This window comes from Flavobacterium sasangense DSM 21067 (assembly GCF_000686885.1).
GTDB classification, from domain to species: domain Bacteria; phylum Bacteroidota; class Bacteroidia; order Flavobacteriales; family Flavobacteriaceae; genus Flavobacterium; species Flavobacterium sasangense.
In genome coordinates this window covers 157,888-171,454 of the sequence record NZ_JMLU01000001.1, presented here as the reverse complement: position 1 = coordinate 171,454, position 13,567 = coordinate 157,888, and the positions used below count along the sequence as shown (strand labels likewise).

The 13,567-nt window shown below is 32.0% G+C and carries 16 protein-coding genes; 4 read left to right on the top strand and 12 right to left on the bottom strand.

Annotation, left to right across the window (positions count from 1 at the left end):
* Nucleotides 1-9: 9 nt before the first annotated feature.
* The 6 genes from BP92_RS17085 to BP92_RS15570 form a co-directional block, all read right to left on the bottom strand.
* Nucleotides 10-174: a hypothetical protein gene (locus tag BP92_RS17085; protein ID WP_160169105.1), complete on the bottom strand. Its 165-nt coding sequence runs from the start codon at nucleotides 172-174 to the stop codon at nucleotides 10-12.
* 268 nt (nucleotides 175-442) lie between these two features.
* Nucleotides 443-1,138 (bottom strand): hypothetical protein, encoded by a 696-nt coding sequence (locus BP92_RS0100835; RefSeq protein WP_026724299.1) that lies wholly within the window; start codon nucleotides 1,136-1,138, stop codon nucleotides 443-445.
* 4 nt (nucleotides 1,139-1,142) lie between these two features.
* On the bottom strand, nucleotides 1,143-1,649 hold the full coding sequence (locus BP92_RS16600) for a hypothetical protein (RefSeq protein WP_051604337.1): 507 nt from the start codon (nucleotides 1,647-1,649) through the stop codon (nucleotides 1,143-1,145).
* Nucleotides 1,650-1,653: 4 nt separating this feature from the next.
* A complete protein-coding gene (locus tag BP92_RS0100825) occupies nucleotides 1,654-1,938 on the bottom strand; it encodes a helix-turn-helix domain-containing protein (protein ID WP_035692577.1) in 285 nt (94 codons plus the stop codon).
* A gap of 97 nt (nucleotides 1,939-2,035) precedes the next feature.
* The gene (locus tag BP92_RS0100820) at nucleotides 2,036-2,755 is read right to left on the bottom strand and encodes a hypothetical protein (protein WP_026724297.1); all 720 of its coding nucleotides are present in this window, start codon (nucleotides 2,753-2,755) and stop codon (nucleotides 2,036-2,038) included.
* Between the two features lie 42 nt (nucleotides 2,756-2,797).
* The gene (locus BP92_RS15570; protein ID WP_051604336.1) at nucleotides 2,798-4,045 is read right to left on the bottom strand and encodes a phage integrase SAM-like domain-containing protein; all 1,248 of its coding nucleotides are present in this window, start codon (nucleotides 4,043-4,045) and stop codon (nucleotides 2,798-2,800) included.
* A 322-nt stretch (nucleotides 4,046-4,367) separates the two neighbouring features.
* Between BP92_RS15570 and BP92_RS0100810 the strand changes: the two genes are divergently transcribed.
* Complete coding sequence (locus tag BP92_RS0100810; protein WP_026724296.1) at nucleotides 4,368-4,721, top strand: YegP family protein; 354 nt, start codon at nucleotides 4,368-4,370, stop codon at nucleotides 4,719-4,721.
* A gap of 46 nt (nucleotides 4,722-4,767) precedes the next feature.
* Here the strand turns inward: BP92_RS0100810 and BP92_RS0100805 are convergent, their stop codons facing one another.
* The 5 genes from BP92_RS0100805 to BP92_RS0100785 all read right to left on the bottom strand — a co-directional run bounded on the left by BP92_RS0100805 (nucleotide 4,768) and on the right by BP92_RS0100785 (nucleotide 9,342).
* Nucleotides 4,768-4,995: a hypothetical protein gene (locus BP92_RS0100805; protein WP_026724295.1), complete on the bottom strand. Its 228-nt coding sequence runs from the start codon at nucleotides 4,993-4,995 to the stop codon at nucleotides 4,768-4,770.
* A gap of 119 nt (nucleotides 4,996-5,114) precedes the next feature.
* Nucleotides 5,115-5,321 (bottom strand): hypothetical protein, encoded by a 207-nt coding sequence (locus BP92_RS0100800; RefSeq protein ID WP_026724294.1) that lies wholly within the window; start codon nucleotides 5,319-5,321, stop codon nucleotides 5,115-5,117.
* Between the two features lie 163 nt (nucleotides 5,322-5,484).
* A complete protein-coding gene (locus BP92_RS0100795) occupies nucleotides 5,485-7,638 on the bottom strand; it encodes a S46 family peptidase (RefSeq protein WP_026724293.1) in 2,154 nt (717 codons plus the stop codon).
* A 10-nt stretch (nucleotides 7,639-7,648) separates the two neighbouring features.
* Nucleotides 7,649-8,098, bottom strand: coding sequence for a GNAT family N-acetyltransferase (locus BP92_RS0100790; RefSeq protein WP_026724292.1), 450 nt, complete (start codon nucleotides 8,096-8,098; stop codon nucleotides 7,649-7,651).
* Nucleotides 8,098-9,342 (bottom strand): 3-deoxy-D-manno-octulosonic acid transferase, encoded by a 1,245-nt coding sequence (locus BP92_RS0100785; RefSeq protein WP_026724291.1) that lies wholly within the window; start codon nucleotides 9,340-9,342, stop codon nucleotides 8,098-8,100. Before BP92_RS0100785 ends, BP92_RS0100790 begins: the two co-directional genes overlap by 1 nt.
* Nucleotides 9,343-9,494: 152 nt before the next feature.
* Here BP92_RS0100785 and BP92_RS0100780 point away from each other — a divergent pair, with 152 nt between their 5' ends.
* From BP92_RS0100780 to BP92_RS16595, 3 genes are all read left to right on the top strand, one after another.
* Entirely contained in the window at nucleotides 9,495-10,622 is a 1,128-nt protein-coding gene (locus BP92_RS0100780) for a DegT/DnrJ/EryC1/StrS family aminotransferase (protein ID WP_026724290.1), read from the top strand.
* Nucleotides 10,623-10,673: 51 nt separating this feature from the next.
* Nucleotides 10,674-11,690: a UDP-glucose 4-epimerase GalE gene (gene galE, locus BP92_RS0100775; protein ID WP_026724289.1), complete on the top strand. Its 1,017-nt coding sequence runs from the start codon at nucleotides 10,674-10,676 to the stop codon at nucleotides 11,688-11,690.
* Between the two features lie 88 nt (nucleotides 11,691-11,778).
* Entirely contained in the window at nucleotides 11,779-13,245 is a 1,467-nt protein-coding gene (locus BP92_RS16595) for a hypothetical protein (RefSeq protein ID WP_026724288.1), read from the top strand.
* A 39-nt stretch (nucleotides 13,246-13,284) separates the two neighbouring features.
* On the opposite strand, the gene BP92_RS0100765 is transcribed toward BP92_RS16595, so the two are convergent.
* Entirely contained in the window at nucleotides 13,285-13,539 is a 255-nt protein-coding gene (locus BP92_RS0100765; protein ID WP_026724287.1) for a hypothetical protein, read from the bottom strand.
* Nucleotides 13,540-13,567: the final 28 nt, after the last annotated feature.

Here is a 13,567-nt window from a genome sequence, read left to right as displayed (position 1 = left end):
TGTGATTGTTTATAAGTTTGCAATAATTTCTTCAACTGTTTTTTCTTCTTCGGATTTTTCGCTCGGTTTGTCCTTTGAGTTCTTTTTGAACTTTTCGGATTCTGTTTGATTTGAAATAACTTCATGAGCTATTTTTTCAACTTCTTCTGGTGTTTTCTCTTCTTGTTGTTTCATGATTTATAATTTTTGTTCTTTTCTTTTTTAGCGAAACTTTTTTCTTTTTTCTCTCTTTAGATTACTAAGAATTAACAAACTTTTTTTATCAATTTTTAATTTCAAAAAAAAAATAAAATTTTCACTCTTTTACATTATCTTTTTAAAATACCTTTTTAGAATATCTTATTAAATAATCTTTATATAGGTGTTGTAGTTTTGTAAATTAATTGTTGATTAAAAAAAATAATCGTGTAAATCCTTTTATATAGTTGTTGTTATGGTGCTGTTATGGTGGTTCTGGTTTCAATCTCTCTAATACTTTCTTTAATGCTTCATTTTGAAGTTGTTTCTGTTGTTTGTCTTTGATGCTTTTTCTCTTTTTTTCAGCTTCAAAAATTAGATCTTCTAAACTCATTTTTAATGAAACATAAAAACCTCTCGTATAGCGACTGTAATAAATAAGATGCCAGTTCAATATCAATTCGTTTTTAATGTTTTCGGTTTGGTATCTGTTGGCGTATTTTCTGATTTCATTTGATAATTCGCTAACCTCTTCTATTGTGTTTGTTTTACCGTCCATTCTTGCCCACAAATACAAGTTTGTAACCTTACAATACGATTTGTTCCCTAGTATGCTTTTGATTGCTAAAAAGCCTAATAAACACACTTTATCAAATTCAGTTTTCTCATTTTTGTAAAAGTCCCACCAGATAGATAAATTCATTCCTACTTTTGGGGAATTATTAGGTACGCTATTATAAAGTAATTTGCCGTTATCTAATGAATGTTTATCACTTCCCAATTTCATTTGATAAGACTCTTTAGCGATATATTTCATTTTCTGTAATTCCGTACCGTGTTCCAGTTTTAAAGCCTTTTCATAAACGGAATAACTCACTATATTATCCAGTGTTTTACGGGTGTCGGTAATAAAACCAGTTAGCAACTGAATAGGAAAATTTAAGTACTTTTCGTTATTCATAGTGTTATTGTTTTATAAAAGCATTAAACCAATTGTAGAAGTCTTCAAAAGTCCTTACAATTATGTAGATTCCGCCCGACTTTTCAATTTGCCTTTGATACTCTTTCTGTGATTCGCTTTGGTAACGATCACCACTATAAAAACATTTGATTTCGATTTTTACACTACGCCCTCGAATAGTTGCACTAATATCTGAAGTGCCAGTTTGTGTATTGCTTTTAATCCATTGTACGCTCCCAATAGTTCTAATGTTCCCTAAAATATCTGTTGAGGTTTTACGATTGTCTTTTATAGCTCCTGTTGAGTTGATACGTTCAGCATGAAAGCCGTTTAATTTGATGTATGATATTACGCATTTAGTTAAACCGTTTGTAGTAGCGTCGGTTCGCTTTGGTTTAACTGGGTATCTAAAGTTTGGATATTTAGCTTTTTGTAATTCAAATTCTAAATTCTCAAGCACTTTGATAGCTTCAGATTTAACGTATCTTTTTGTTTTTGCCTGTAAACTCATGATACTACTTTTTTAATGGTGTTATAGATTCCATTAATTCGCTACGCTTGTAGTAACATTTATTAGCAAATTTGTAAACGGTAATTTTACCTTTATTTTGCCAGTGCCAAAGTGTAGAAGAGTTTATTTGTAGTAGTTCCAAAACTTGCTCCCGACTTAATAGTTCGTCTTTTGCAGTTTGGGTGTTTTGGTGTGTTTGAAAGTCTTTGAGTTTTGCATCAAATACGTTTCCGATTAAGTCCGTTAAATCTTCTGGACTCAAATTTTGTAGTAAGGTTGCTTTTGTCATTTTGCAAAGTATTATTTGTTATACAGTGCAAATATTGGTTTGGGATTGTACCCTAAAAGACTATGTTTTGTACCTTTTTGGGTACGGTTTGTACTCTTTATTTAATTAGGTTGTAAATACTCATTCTGTTTTCGTTCGACTTACTTTTAATATTTGTGTATTGTAGTTTATCTATGCCAAAATCATAAGTTTCATTTATCCAGTCGGTAATGCTTTTAACAGTAACTGTTTTATGTATTTGTCCGTTATGCTTCATAATTTCATACATAAATCTTAAATCAGTTCTTTTGGTTTTGTCTATATTGAAATTTTCAAAAAGACGTTCCCAAATTTCAAAGGCATTATCTTTGAAATAATCAGTATGTTCTTGAGGTTTGATTTCGACCTTTTCCGCTTCAATTGTTTTAGATTCTTGAGGTTTGATTTCTATTTGTTGAGGTTGTTTTAATTCAATTTTTCTTTGTTCTAAAAAGGCTTTGATTTTTTTGTAAGTGCTTTTGCTTTTTATAGTAGATTCAATTCTTAAATCAATATAAAGATCTCGCATTGGGTTTGTATCTAATAAATCAATACTATCTTTTTCAATGTAATTATCTTTTAACGCCTGGCCCAGTTGTAATAAAACATTTTCAGCATTTTCAATTTCGTTTTCAATAAAAATATTTTCCGAATTGTCTTCATATTGATTTATAAATTCAATTACTCTATTTTGGTAGTTTGATTCCCAGTTTTTAAAAGTTCTTTGATAGTTTTGAATAAAACTAATTTTGTCTTTTAATGATAATTCTTTTGGATTTTCGGAGTTATTATTTCTCATATTTTGCCTGTTTATGATTGTTTTATAATGGTTATCAACAAATTAAAAGTATTTTGTTAATTCAATTGCTAAGTCTTTATTGCTTTTTCCGACGTAGTTAAGGAACATTTTTTCTGTTGTATGTCCTGTAATGTAAATTAAAAAAGTAGTTGGAATAGTTCCGTAAAAGTTTGAAGCAAAAGAGCGTCTACCAATATGTGAGGTTACCAATTCCCACTTTTGAAACTCTTTGACTTCTTTACGGTAAACTTTGCTTTCGGGTGCAGTTTCTGTTTTTTTACCTCCCTTGACTATTTCGTTAAGTTCAGCAATTTCACAAACTTTTTTTATGTAATCATTATACTTTTGGTCTGAAATTGGTTTTGGAAAATGTCCGTTTCTTTTTTCTAATATTTCCAGTACTTTTTTGTGTATTGGAATAGTCATGTTTTTAGTAGTTTTCTTTTGAGTAAACTCCAGTAAGTGCTTACCGTCTTCAATTCTAATTTGGTCTTTTGTAAAATTCATAAAATCTGAAACTCTTTGACCAGTATAGCAACTAATAATTAACCAGTCTTTCGCATTGTTAAGGCTTTCAGTTAACTTACTTGGTTCTATTGTTTCAATTTTGTTAAGGTCTTCAAAAGTCAAATAAACATTATCAGTTTCTTTGTACTTTGCTTTTAAGCCGTCTAACTGGTGGCTTACTTCGATGCCGTTATGCTGTGCGTGTTTACAAATGGTTTTTATACTTCTTAACGCCCTTGCAATTGTATTGTGTGAATATTGATTTTTATTACAAAAGTCTTCAAAGGCTTTTTTGAAATTTTCGTTTACGTCTTTGATTAAAAACTTTTTGTTTGTTGAGGTTTCAAACTTCTTTAAAAGTGCTTTAATTGTGTTATATTTTTTTTCTGTACTTTCTGTTATTTCGCTTTTTTTACGGTCTTTGAAGAACTCAAAATAATTAACCAATTCGTTTGGAATTGTTTCAACTGGTGTAGGATTGTAGTATTCATTTATAGTTCTTTTTAACCAGTCTTTGTTTGGTTCTTCAATAGTGTTTTCAAACTCGTTTAAAATGTAGTTTTCAAGGTCTGAAATTTTGTTATTAACTTCAGTTTGTAGGTTTTTGATATCAATATCCGAAATACGTTTTGAGTTGTGGTATTTGCTCCAATATTCTTTTGAAACTTCAATTTTTGAAACCCCACCAATAACGTAATCAATACCGTTTTTTCTGTATAGTAATCTCAAATTTAGATTTGATTTGTCTTTATTTGAACGGTATAAAAAATTAATAGTTGCCATACGTTTGCCTTTAGTAATACAAATGTAAATAATTTGTACGGTATTTGTACGGCAAATTGCAATTAAATAAAATCAATTACAATTTAAAACATAAAATTAATTTTATAAAAAAGTCAATAAAATTGCATTACTCAAGTGAATAGTGTATTTTTGCCCTTGAATAGTAGGAAGCTATAAAATGTATTTTTGCGGTGGTTTTACTCCCGCCTTGAGTACAAAAGCTCCGAACATTGTTCGGAGCTTTTTTTGTTTATAAAATTCTTAGTTTAGAATTTTCTATTATCTTTAAAGAATTCTTTATAAAATTATCAATCACAACTATATGGGTACATTTGTAATCGCACAACGATTAAGTGGAGTTTATAAATATGAGTTTGTTTCCAGAAAAGGAAAAACGATTTTTACGAGCAACGATTTCGAATTGCGTTTTGAATGTGAAGAGGAGATAGAAAAACTTAAAACTTCTTTAGAACGATGCGTTTTTATGCGTTTTAAATCGTCTAGCGGAAAGTTTTTCTTTCGATTGATATTGGATGAGCACGAAATAGCTGTTAGTAGAAGATATACGACCCAATTGCTGCTTCAAAAAGGGATTGATGAAATAGTAAAATATGCAGATAAAGCAGAGTTTTTGGATTTTTCTTCTGCTGAAGATATATTTGGACCGTCAGAATAAAAAAAGCCTTGCACTGCAAGGCTTTTTATTATAAAATAATTTAAAATTATTTTTTTACTTCTTCTTTAACTGCTTCAACAGCTTCAGTAGCAGCTCCTTCAACTTTAGCAGCAGCAGAATCAGCAACTACAGCAGTAGAGTCAGCAACAGCTTCAACAGTTTCAGTTACTTCAGTAGCAGTAGAATCAACTGCAGTTTCTGCCTCAGCAGCAGCTTCTTTACAAGAAACGAACATAGCAGCAACAACTGCTAAACTTAATACAACTTTTTTCATTTTGTTTTAATTATAAAAGGTTAAAATTTTATTTTGAATAGGATTGCACTATTCTCTTCTCTATATGTTTAAAAAAAAGCCCCACATTGTGGAGCTTGATTTTTTCTGTCAGCAATAAATTACTTAGCAGGTGCAGCTTCAGCAGCAGGTGCAGCAGTAGCAGCAGAATCAGCAACTACAGCAGTAGAATCAGCTACAGGAGCTTCTTCAACAGCAGGAGTTTCAACTACAGTTGAGTCAACAGCTGGAGTTTCTTCAGCAGCATTTTCTTTACATGAAACGAACATAGCAGCAACAATTGCTAAACTTAAAACAACTTTTTTCATCTTACTAAATTATAAAGGTTAATTATTAATTCGGAGCAAAGATATAAATTTTTTAACATGTCAAAATATTTTTGAACATTTTTTTTCATTTTTTTTCTCTGGATTCCGAAATGCTTTATTTCAAATGGTGTGCCAAACTTTTTATTTTTAAAAATATTTGTAATTATTTGGCTTTTTGTGACTTAGGATAAACAATTGTCATCTCTTCGATAAGGTTTTTAGCTCCTGCAAATTTATCAATCACAAATAAAATGTAGCGTGCATCAACCATGATGTTTCTACAGATTTCTGGACTATAATAAATGTCGCTCATTGTACCTTCCCAAACTCTATCAAAGTTCAATCCGATTAGGTTTCCTTTTGCATCTAAAGCTGGACTTCCAGAGTTTCCTCCTGTAGTATGATTGGTTGCAATAAACGCTAATGGCATTTTTCCGTTTTTATCCGCATATCTTCCGTAATCTTTTGCGTTATACAAATCGATTAATTTTTTTGGAACGTCAAATTCGTAATCACCTGGAATGTATTTTTCAATCACTCCATCTAAATAACTCACAGGTTCGTAAATAACAGCATCACTTGGTTTATAGCCTTTTACTTTTCCATAAGTTACACGTAACGTACTATTCGCATCAGGGAAAATTCTATCGTTAGGGAAGAATTCCATAATTCCTTTCATGTAGGTTCTTTGTAATGCGATGTTTTTTAAATTAATTTCATCAAACTTAGGAGCTACATTCTTTTGGTAACTATCCGCAATTGATTTTACTAATTGGTAACCTTTGTCTTGATTTAATTTCTCTAAAACTGACTTAGCATCACCATTCAATAATTCTTTCAAACCATTAAAGCTAGTTAATTTCGAAGAACCAAAAACACTTGTAGTTAAAGTTGAAGCATTAATATTGTTCAATGTTTCAGGTAAAAACTGTTTTGGTGATTTCGTAGCATATAAATTAATCAATTGTTCGAAAACTTTTTCATCCACTTGAGCGCTGTAATCTTTATATAAACCTTCGAATCCTGAAATTAAATTATTCTTTCTATCGTTAAAAGCTTGTTCGCCTTTAGTGTTATACACTTGCTCTAATTGGTACAAACGGTATCCAAAAGATAAAATTTCTGAATTACGTAAAACAACTTCTGTAAAGTAATCTCTTGCAATGGCATATTCTCTAATGTCTTTGTAGTTCTTTTCGAAATCTGCTAAAATAGTTCCGTATTCGGCTTGTTTTCCTGCTTTGTTAACTCTTTCTTGGAATTTCTTTTCGAAATCTTGTTTAAAGGCAACTGCATTCGATTTTTTCAAACCTTTAGTTTCTCCAATCCATTTTTTCCAATAATTCGCAACTCCAGCATATTTAGACGCGTATTGAATTTTAATCGCATTGTCTTTTCTCATGAAGCCATCTTGTACTTTTAAAGCAGCATCACGAATTTCAATTTTAGCCGGATTCAAATCATTTACAATTTGTTCTACTGCGAATGATGGTAAATACTCCTGAGTTCTTCCTGGATAACCCATTACCATGGTGAAATCGTTTTCCTGAATTCCTTTTGCTGAAACTGGGAAAAAGTGTTTTGGAGTATAAGGAACGTTGTCTTTTGAATACTCAGCTGGACGATTGTTTTTGTCTGCATAAACTCTAAACAAAGAGAAATCTCCTGTGTGACGAGGCCAAACCCAGTTATCAGTATCCGAACCAAATTTTCCAATTGAACTTGGTGGTGCACCTACTAGGCGAACATCTTTAAAAGTTTCAGTTACAAATAATAAGTATTGATTTCCATCGTAAAAAGCACGAATCATTGTTTCTTGCCAAGCTTCTCTTGAGTAACTTTTATTTAAAGCCGCGATATTTTGTTGGATTTTCTTTTGTTTGTCACTTTCGGAAGGAAGATTTAAAACACCTTCAAAGATTTTTGTAGTTACATCTTCAATTTTGATGATGAATGTTACCGTTAAATCCTTGTTTGGTAACTCGTCTTCCATTTTGTAAGCCCAAAAACCATTCGTTAAATAATCATGTTCAACAGTAGAATGACTTTGAATGTTGTCATAACCACAGTGATGATTGGTTAATAAAAGTCCTTTTGGAGAAATCATTTCTGCGGTACAACCGCCATCAAAATGAGGAACAGCATCTTTTAAGCTGGAATTATTTACCGAATAAATATCATCGGCACTAATTTTCATTCCTAAAGCTTTCATTTCTTTTTCGTTGGTTCCTTTCAATAACGAAGGAATCCACATGCCTCCTTGTTGCGCTTGAACTTGGATAACAAATAAAACAAGTAGTAATTTTAAAAATTTCATAGGTATAATTTTATTTAGTGACTTTGTACTTCATTAATTTTCTATTGTGAAGTTCAAAATCGTGTGCAAGATACAATTTTTGTGCGTTTTCGTTGTGCGGTTCGACTTCTAAATACAGTAATTTTAACGATAATTTAGGAACTTCTTGCTGAATAAATTGAATCGCTTCTTTTCCAAAGCCTTTTCCGCGAGCGGTTTCTTTGATGAATAATTCATCTACAAAAGCAATTTTTCCGCCATATTCAAAACTGAAAATAAAAGTGAGAATGATATAACCCACAATTTCATTTTCGGAATAAATCAACCAAGATTTCCCAAGATGTTCATTGGTAATAAATTCTTGAAATAAAGTTTTAGCTACTTCAACATTCATTGGATAATTGTCAATCTCATAGAAATCTCGCATCATTTGGGTAATGATTTCAATATCTACAATTTCTAATGGTTTGAAGCTTGTCATTAGTCCAAAATATGATTTATAATCGTTTGCGTGGCTCCTTTATTCATTTGAACAAATGTGCTGCAAATGTGCCCTTTTTCTAATCGTTCGTCTTCGTTGTGAAGCAATAAATCAAAAGCCTCATTAAGTTGCGTTTGATTCTGAATCGAAATACAACCTTCCATATTTACCAATGCCGTGGCTTCAGCAAAATGGGAATAATTTGGTCCAATGACAACCGGAACTCCAAAAGTCGCAGGTTCTAAAATATTATGAACTCCCGGATTTCCAAAACCACCACCCACATAGGCAATATCGGCATACGAATAAATTTTGGTTAAAATTCCAATAGTATCTATTATAAAAACAGAATATTCTTGTAAAGACAAGGCATGCCTTGTCTCAACATTTTCAGAAAATAAAACAATCTTTTTAGTAATAGCATTTTTCAATTCCTGAATTTGCTCTTGTTTAATATTATGCGGTGCAATAATAAATTTCACATCATCCGAACTCTGATTGATGTAATTAATCAATAAACTTTCATCTTTTGGCCATGAACTTCCGATTACGATTGTAGTTTTGTTGTCTTTGAATTGTTCGATAAAATCTAATGAATTATCACGTTCTAAAATTGAAACCACACGATCAAAACGCGTATCGCCAGAAACTTTTACATTGTTAAATCCGATACTTTGAAGTAGTTTTTTTGAACTTTCATTCTGAACAAAGAAGTAATCAAATGTTTTTAAAGCGTTTCTGTAAAATCCGCCATACCATTTAAAAAACGCTTGATTTTCTCTAAGAATTCCAGAAATCAAATAGGTTTTGATTTGCTGTTTTTTTAATTCGTTCAGATAATTTGGCCAATATTCGTATTTAATGAAAAATGCCATTTCGGGATGAACCAACTGAATAAATTGTTTCGCATTCGAAATCGTATCCAAAGGCAAATAAACCGTAACATCAGCAACTGTATTGTTTTTTCGAACTTCATAACCCGAAGGCGAAAAAAAAGTAACCACAATTTTATGATTTGGGAATTGTTGTTTGATTGCTTCAATTACAGGTAAACCTTGTTCGTATTCACCTAATGAAGCCGCATGAAACCAAATGGTTTTATCCGAAGATTGAATTTTATCAGACAAAGTTTGAAAAACCGATTTTCGTCCATCAACAAAAAGTTTCATTTTTGGACTGAAATGAGCAACAAGCTTCAAAAGTTGTGAGGCTAAAATGACTACTAAATTATATAGAAATAACATGTTGGTAAATATCTATTGCGAAAATACAGTTTCTTTATGAAAATTCATTGCCAACTAATCAATTATTGACTATTTTTGTTCTTGTTAAAAGTAAAAACGAAGGTGATTTCACTTTAAACTTTTAAACTTTAAACTTTTAAACTTATTTTTCAATGAGAAAATTACAAATGGTTGACTTAAAAAGTCAATACGAAAAAATAAAAGAAGAGGTGAATGCTTCTATTCAAGAGGTTTTAGATACAAATACATACATCAACGGACCTTTGGTTCACCAGTTTCAGGCCGATTTAGAAAAATATTTGGGAGTAAAACACGTAATTCCATGTGCTAACGGTACCGATGCGTTACAAATAGCCATGATGGGATTGGATTTGAAACCAGGTGATGAGGTAATTACAGCCGATTTTACATTCGCAGCTACAGTGGAAGTGATTGCATTATTACAATTAACTCCAGTTTTAGTAGATGTAGACATGAACAATATGAACATTTCGCTTGACGGAATTCGTAAAGCCATTACGCCAAAAACAAAAGCAATTGTTCCGGTACATTTATTCGGTCGTGCTGCAAACATGGATGCGATTATGGAAATTGCTCGCGAACATAATTTATATGTTATCGAAGATAATGCTCAAGCTATTGGAGCAGATTACACTTCAAAAGATGGTTCTAAAAAGAAAGTAGGAACTATTGGACATGTGGCTGCAACTTCATTTTTCCCATCTAAAAACTTAGGTTGTTATGGTGATGGTGGAGCGATTTTTACGAATGATGACGCTTTAGCACATAAAATCAGAGGAATCGTAAACCATGGAATGTACGAAAGATACCATCATGATGTAGTAGGAGTGAATTCGCGTTTAGATAGTATCCAAGCTGGAGTTTTAAAAGCGAAATTACCACATTTGGATGCATACAACAAAGCACGTCAGGATGCTGCAAGAAAGTATTCAGAAATTCTTGGAAAAAACCCTAATATTTGGGTTCCAACTATTTGTGAATCTTGTGATTGTCACGTATTTCATCAATATGTAATCCGTATTATGAATGGAAAACGTGATGGTTTATTAGAGCATTTACAAGCAAAAGGAATTCCATGTGCAATTTATTACCCAATTCCATTACACAGTCAAAAAGCCTATGCAGATGCTCGTTATAACGAAGCTGATTTCCCTGTAACAAATCAATTAGTTAAGGAAGTCATTGCATTGCCTATGCACACGGAGTTAGATGACGAACAAATTAAATTTATTACAGATTCGGTTTTAGAATTTGTTTAATTCATATTTGAGAGACGCGATTTATCGCGTTTCTCAATTTAATAAAAAAGAATGAAAATACTGGTTACAGGCGGTTTAGGTTTTATAGGTTCTCACACAGTTGTTGAATTACAAAATGAAGGTTTTGAAGTAATTGCTATTGATAATCTTTCTAATTCATCTATTGATGTTTTGGACGGAATTGAGCGAATTACAGGAAAAAAACCTTTGTTTGAAAATATCGATTTGCGAGATAAATCGGCTGTTCAAAATTTCTTTTCTAAACACCAAGATATTTCAGGAGTTATTCATTTTGCTGCTTCAAAAGCGGTGGGAGAAAGTGTTGAAAATCCTTTGTTGTATTATGAAAACAATATCAATTCTTTAGTATACTTATTACAAGAATTACAGAGAAAGCCAGAAGCTCATTTTATTTTTAGTTCGTCTTGTACCGTTTACGGTCAAGCCGAAAAAATGCCAATTACCGAAAATGCTCCTATTCAAGTTGCGATGTCACCTTACGGAAACACGAAGCAAATAGGTGAAGAAATTATAACTGATGTTGCAAAAGTAACTAGCATCAATTCTATTTTATTACGTTACTTTAATCCTATTGGAGCGCATCCTTCAGCTGAAATTGGCGAATTACCTTTAGGTGTTCCACAAAATTTAGTTCCTTTTATTACACAAACTGCTATAGGACTCAGAGAAAAGCTATCTGTTTTTGGCAGTGATTATCCAACTTTTGATGGAACCGCAATTCGCGATTACATTCATGTTGTAGATTTAGCAAAAGCACACGTAATAGCATTACAACGTTTGTTGAAAAAACAAAACTCAGAAAAAGTAGAAATTTTTAATTTAGGAACCGGAACTGGGAGTTCTGTTTTAGAAGTAATTAATGCTTTTGAAAAAGTGTCCAATCAAAAATTAAATTATCAAATTGTGGGTAGAAGAGAAGGCGATGTAATTGAAGCATATGCAAATACCGATAAAGCTAATGCTATTTTAGGTTGGAAAGCTCAATATTCTTTAGAAGAAGCTTTGTCAAGCGCTTGGCAATGGGAACAGAAAATCAGAAATAAATAAACAAAAGTTAAAAACGTACTTTTTTCTAAATTAAGAAAACCAATCTTTTGTTCTTTTCGTAACTGCAAGTAATTAAAACATACAGATTATGAAAAAGACATTATTTTTAGTTACAAGCTTCTTATTTACTTTAAATGTATTCTCACAGGTTGGAATTGGAACAACTAATATTCAGAACGGAGTTGAATTTCAAATTGAAAGCAATTCGAGAGGATTATTAATTCCAAGGGTTGCTCTTACAGCTACTAATGTTGTGGCGCCTGTTGGACCAGCTCCAATTGCAACTGGAGTGCTTGTTTTCAATACGGCAACTGCTGGAGCAGGAATAACAGCTGTTTCTCCTGGATTTTATTATTGGTCAGGAACAGAATGGGTGGCTTTGAAATCTGCTCCATTAGCGGCAAGCCAAGATTGGTCTTTAACAGGAAATACAGGCACCAATCCAACTACTAATTTTTTAGGAACTATTGATAATCAAAATTTCCAAATCAGAACAAATAATACGAACAGAGTTACTGTTGAAAACGACGGCCAGGTCATTTTAGGAACAAATACAACTCCGATTACTAATACGTTAACAACAATTAATGCTGGTGCTGGACAAATAGGTCTTTTTGTTAATAGTAATAATTCGCAAAGAACTATTAGGGCTTTAAACGCAACCAATACTCAATTTGTAATTGATGGTGGAAATTTAGATCCTAACGGAGGTAGAGGTGTAATTGGAATTAGTGCCGCTTTAGCTGCGAATGCAACTTCAACTGTAATAGGGGTTTTAGGAGTTGGAGGAAGAACAACTTTTACTGAATTGCCGGGAGAATCGATAGGGGTTTCAGGACAAGGAACCACTGGTTTACATGTTAGAGGTGTTGGTAAAGGAAATGGAGTTGATTATTTTTCGGCTTATTTTGAATACGATCAAGACGATAATTTAAGTACAAGTAATGGACCTTTTGCTAGAATAGCAGGTAAAGATGTTGATTATTTTACTGGAGGCAGTGCTGCTAGGCGAGATGTTACTTATGGTGGATATTTTGACGCGAACACATCAACAACCGATTATGTTTTTGTTGGAGCAAGAAATAATAATACGTCATATAAAGTTTTAGGTGGCGGTTCTTTATCTACAATGGTAGAAGATAGAAATGGAAACAATAGAATTCTTCACGCAACGGAAACACCAGAAATTTTATTTGAAGATTTTGGAACTGGAAAATTAGTAAACGGTGAAGCATATATTAAAATAGATGAATTAATGAGCGATCATATTTTTGTTGATGAAAGACATCCAATGAAGGTTTTTATTCAATTAGAAGGTGATTGTAACGGAGTTTATGTAACCGAAAAAACAAAAAATGGTTTTAAAGTAAAAGAATTACAAAACGGTAGATCGAATGTTTCTTTTTCATGGAATATGGTAGCTAATAGAGCCGATACGTTAGAAAAAGATGGAACTATTGCATCTAAACACGTTGACGTTAGATTTCCAATTGGACCAAAAAAAATGAATCAGGAAAAATCAGTTGAGAAGAAATACGAAATAGAAGTGAAGTAAAAATAAAATCCCAAGTAGTACTAACTACTTGGGATTTTTTTATTCTTCTACAGATTCTTTTACTTTTTTAGCGCCTTCTTCCACTTTTTCGGCTCCTTTAGCAATAATGTGTTTTGCTTTTTCACCTATTTTTGAAGAATCTATTGCTTTTTTAGCTTTTACTTTAGCTGAATCAGTAGCCTGTTTTAAATCAGCACCTACTGCTTCAGAAGCTTCTTTTACTTTTTCTTTCGTTTCTTCTTTACAAGATAATAAGACTGCTACAACTGCAATTCCTAAAAATATTTTTCTCATGGTTGAATTGATTTAATGAAAATAAAGT

Coding starts and splice junctions, on each gene's coding strand:
- BP92_RS17085 (WP_160169105.1), bottom strand. CDS start 174: ATGAAACAACAAGAAGAGAAAACACCAGAAGAAGTTGAAAAAATAGCT.
- BP92_RS0100835 (WP_026724299.1), bottom strand. CDS start 1,138: ATGAATAACGAAAAGTACTTAAATTTTCCTATTCAGTTGCTAACTGGT.
- BP92_RS16600 (WP_051604337.1), bottom strand. CDS start 1,649: ATGAGTTTACAGGCAAAAACAAAAAGATACGTTAAATCTGAAGCTATC.
- BP92_RS0100825 (WP_035692577.1), bottom strand. CDS start 1,938: ATGACAAAAGCAACCTTACTACAAAATTTGAGTCCAGAAGATTTAACG.
- BP92_RS0100820 (WP_026724297.1), bottom strand. CDS start 2,755: ATGAGAAATAATAACTCCGAAAATCCAAAAGAATTATCATTAAAAGAC.
- BP92_RS15570 (WP_051604336.1), bottom strand. CDS start 4,045: ATGGCAACTATTAATTTTTTATACCGTTCAAATAAAGACAAATCAAAT.
- BP92_RS0100810 (WP_026724296.1), top strand. CDS start 4,368: ATGGGTACATTTGTAATCGCACAACGATTAAGTGGAGTTTATAAATAT.
- BP92_RS0100805 (WP_026724295.1), bottom strand. CDS start 4,995: ATGAAAAAAGTTGTATTAAGTTTAGCAGTTGTTGCTGCTATGTTCGTT.
- BP92_RS0100800 (WP_026724294.1), bottom strand. CDS start 5,321: ATGAAAAAAGTTGTTTTAAGTTTAGCAATTGTTGCTGCTATGTTCGTT.
- BP92_RS0100795 (WP_026724293.1), bottom strand. CDS start 7,638: ATGAAATTTTTAAAATTACTACTTGTTTTATTTGTTATCCAAGTTCAA.
- BP92_RS0100790 (WP_026724292.1), bottom strand. CDS start 8,098: ATGACAAGCTTCAAACCATTAGAAATTGTAGATATTGAAATCATTACC.
- BP92_RS0100785 (WP_026724291.1), bottom strand. CDS start 9,342: ATGTTATTTCTATATAATTTAGTAGTCATTTTAGCCTCACAACTTTTG.
- BP92_RS0100780 (WP_026724290.1), top strand. CDS start 9,495: ATGAGAAAATTACAAATGGTTGACTTAAAAAGTCAATACGAAAAAATA.
- galE (WP_026724289.1), top strand. CDS start 10,674: ATGAAAATACTGGTTACAGGCGGTTTAGGTTTTATAGGTTCTCACACA.
- BP92_RS16595 (WP_026724288.1), top strand. CDS start 11,779: ATGAAAAAGACATTATTTTTAGTTACAAGCTTCTTATTTACTTTAAAT.
- BP92_RS0100765 (WP_026724287.1), bottom strand. CDS start 13,539: ATGAGAAAAATATTTTTAGGAATTGCAGTTGTAGCAGTCTTATTATCT.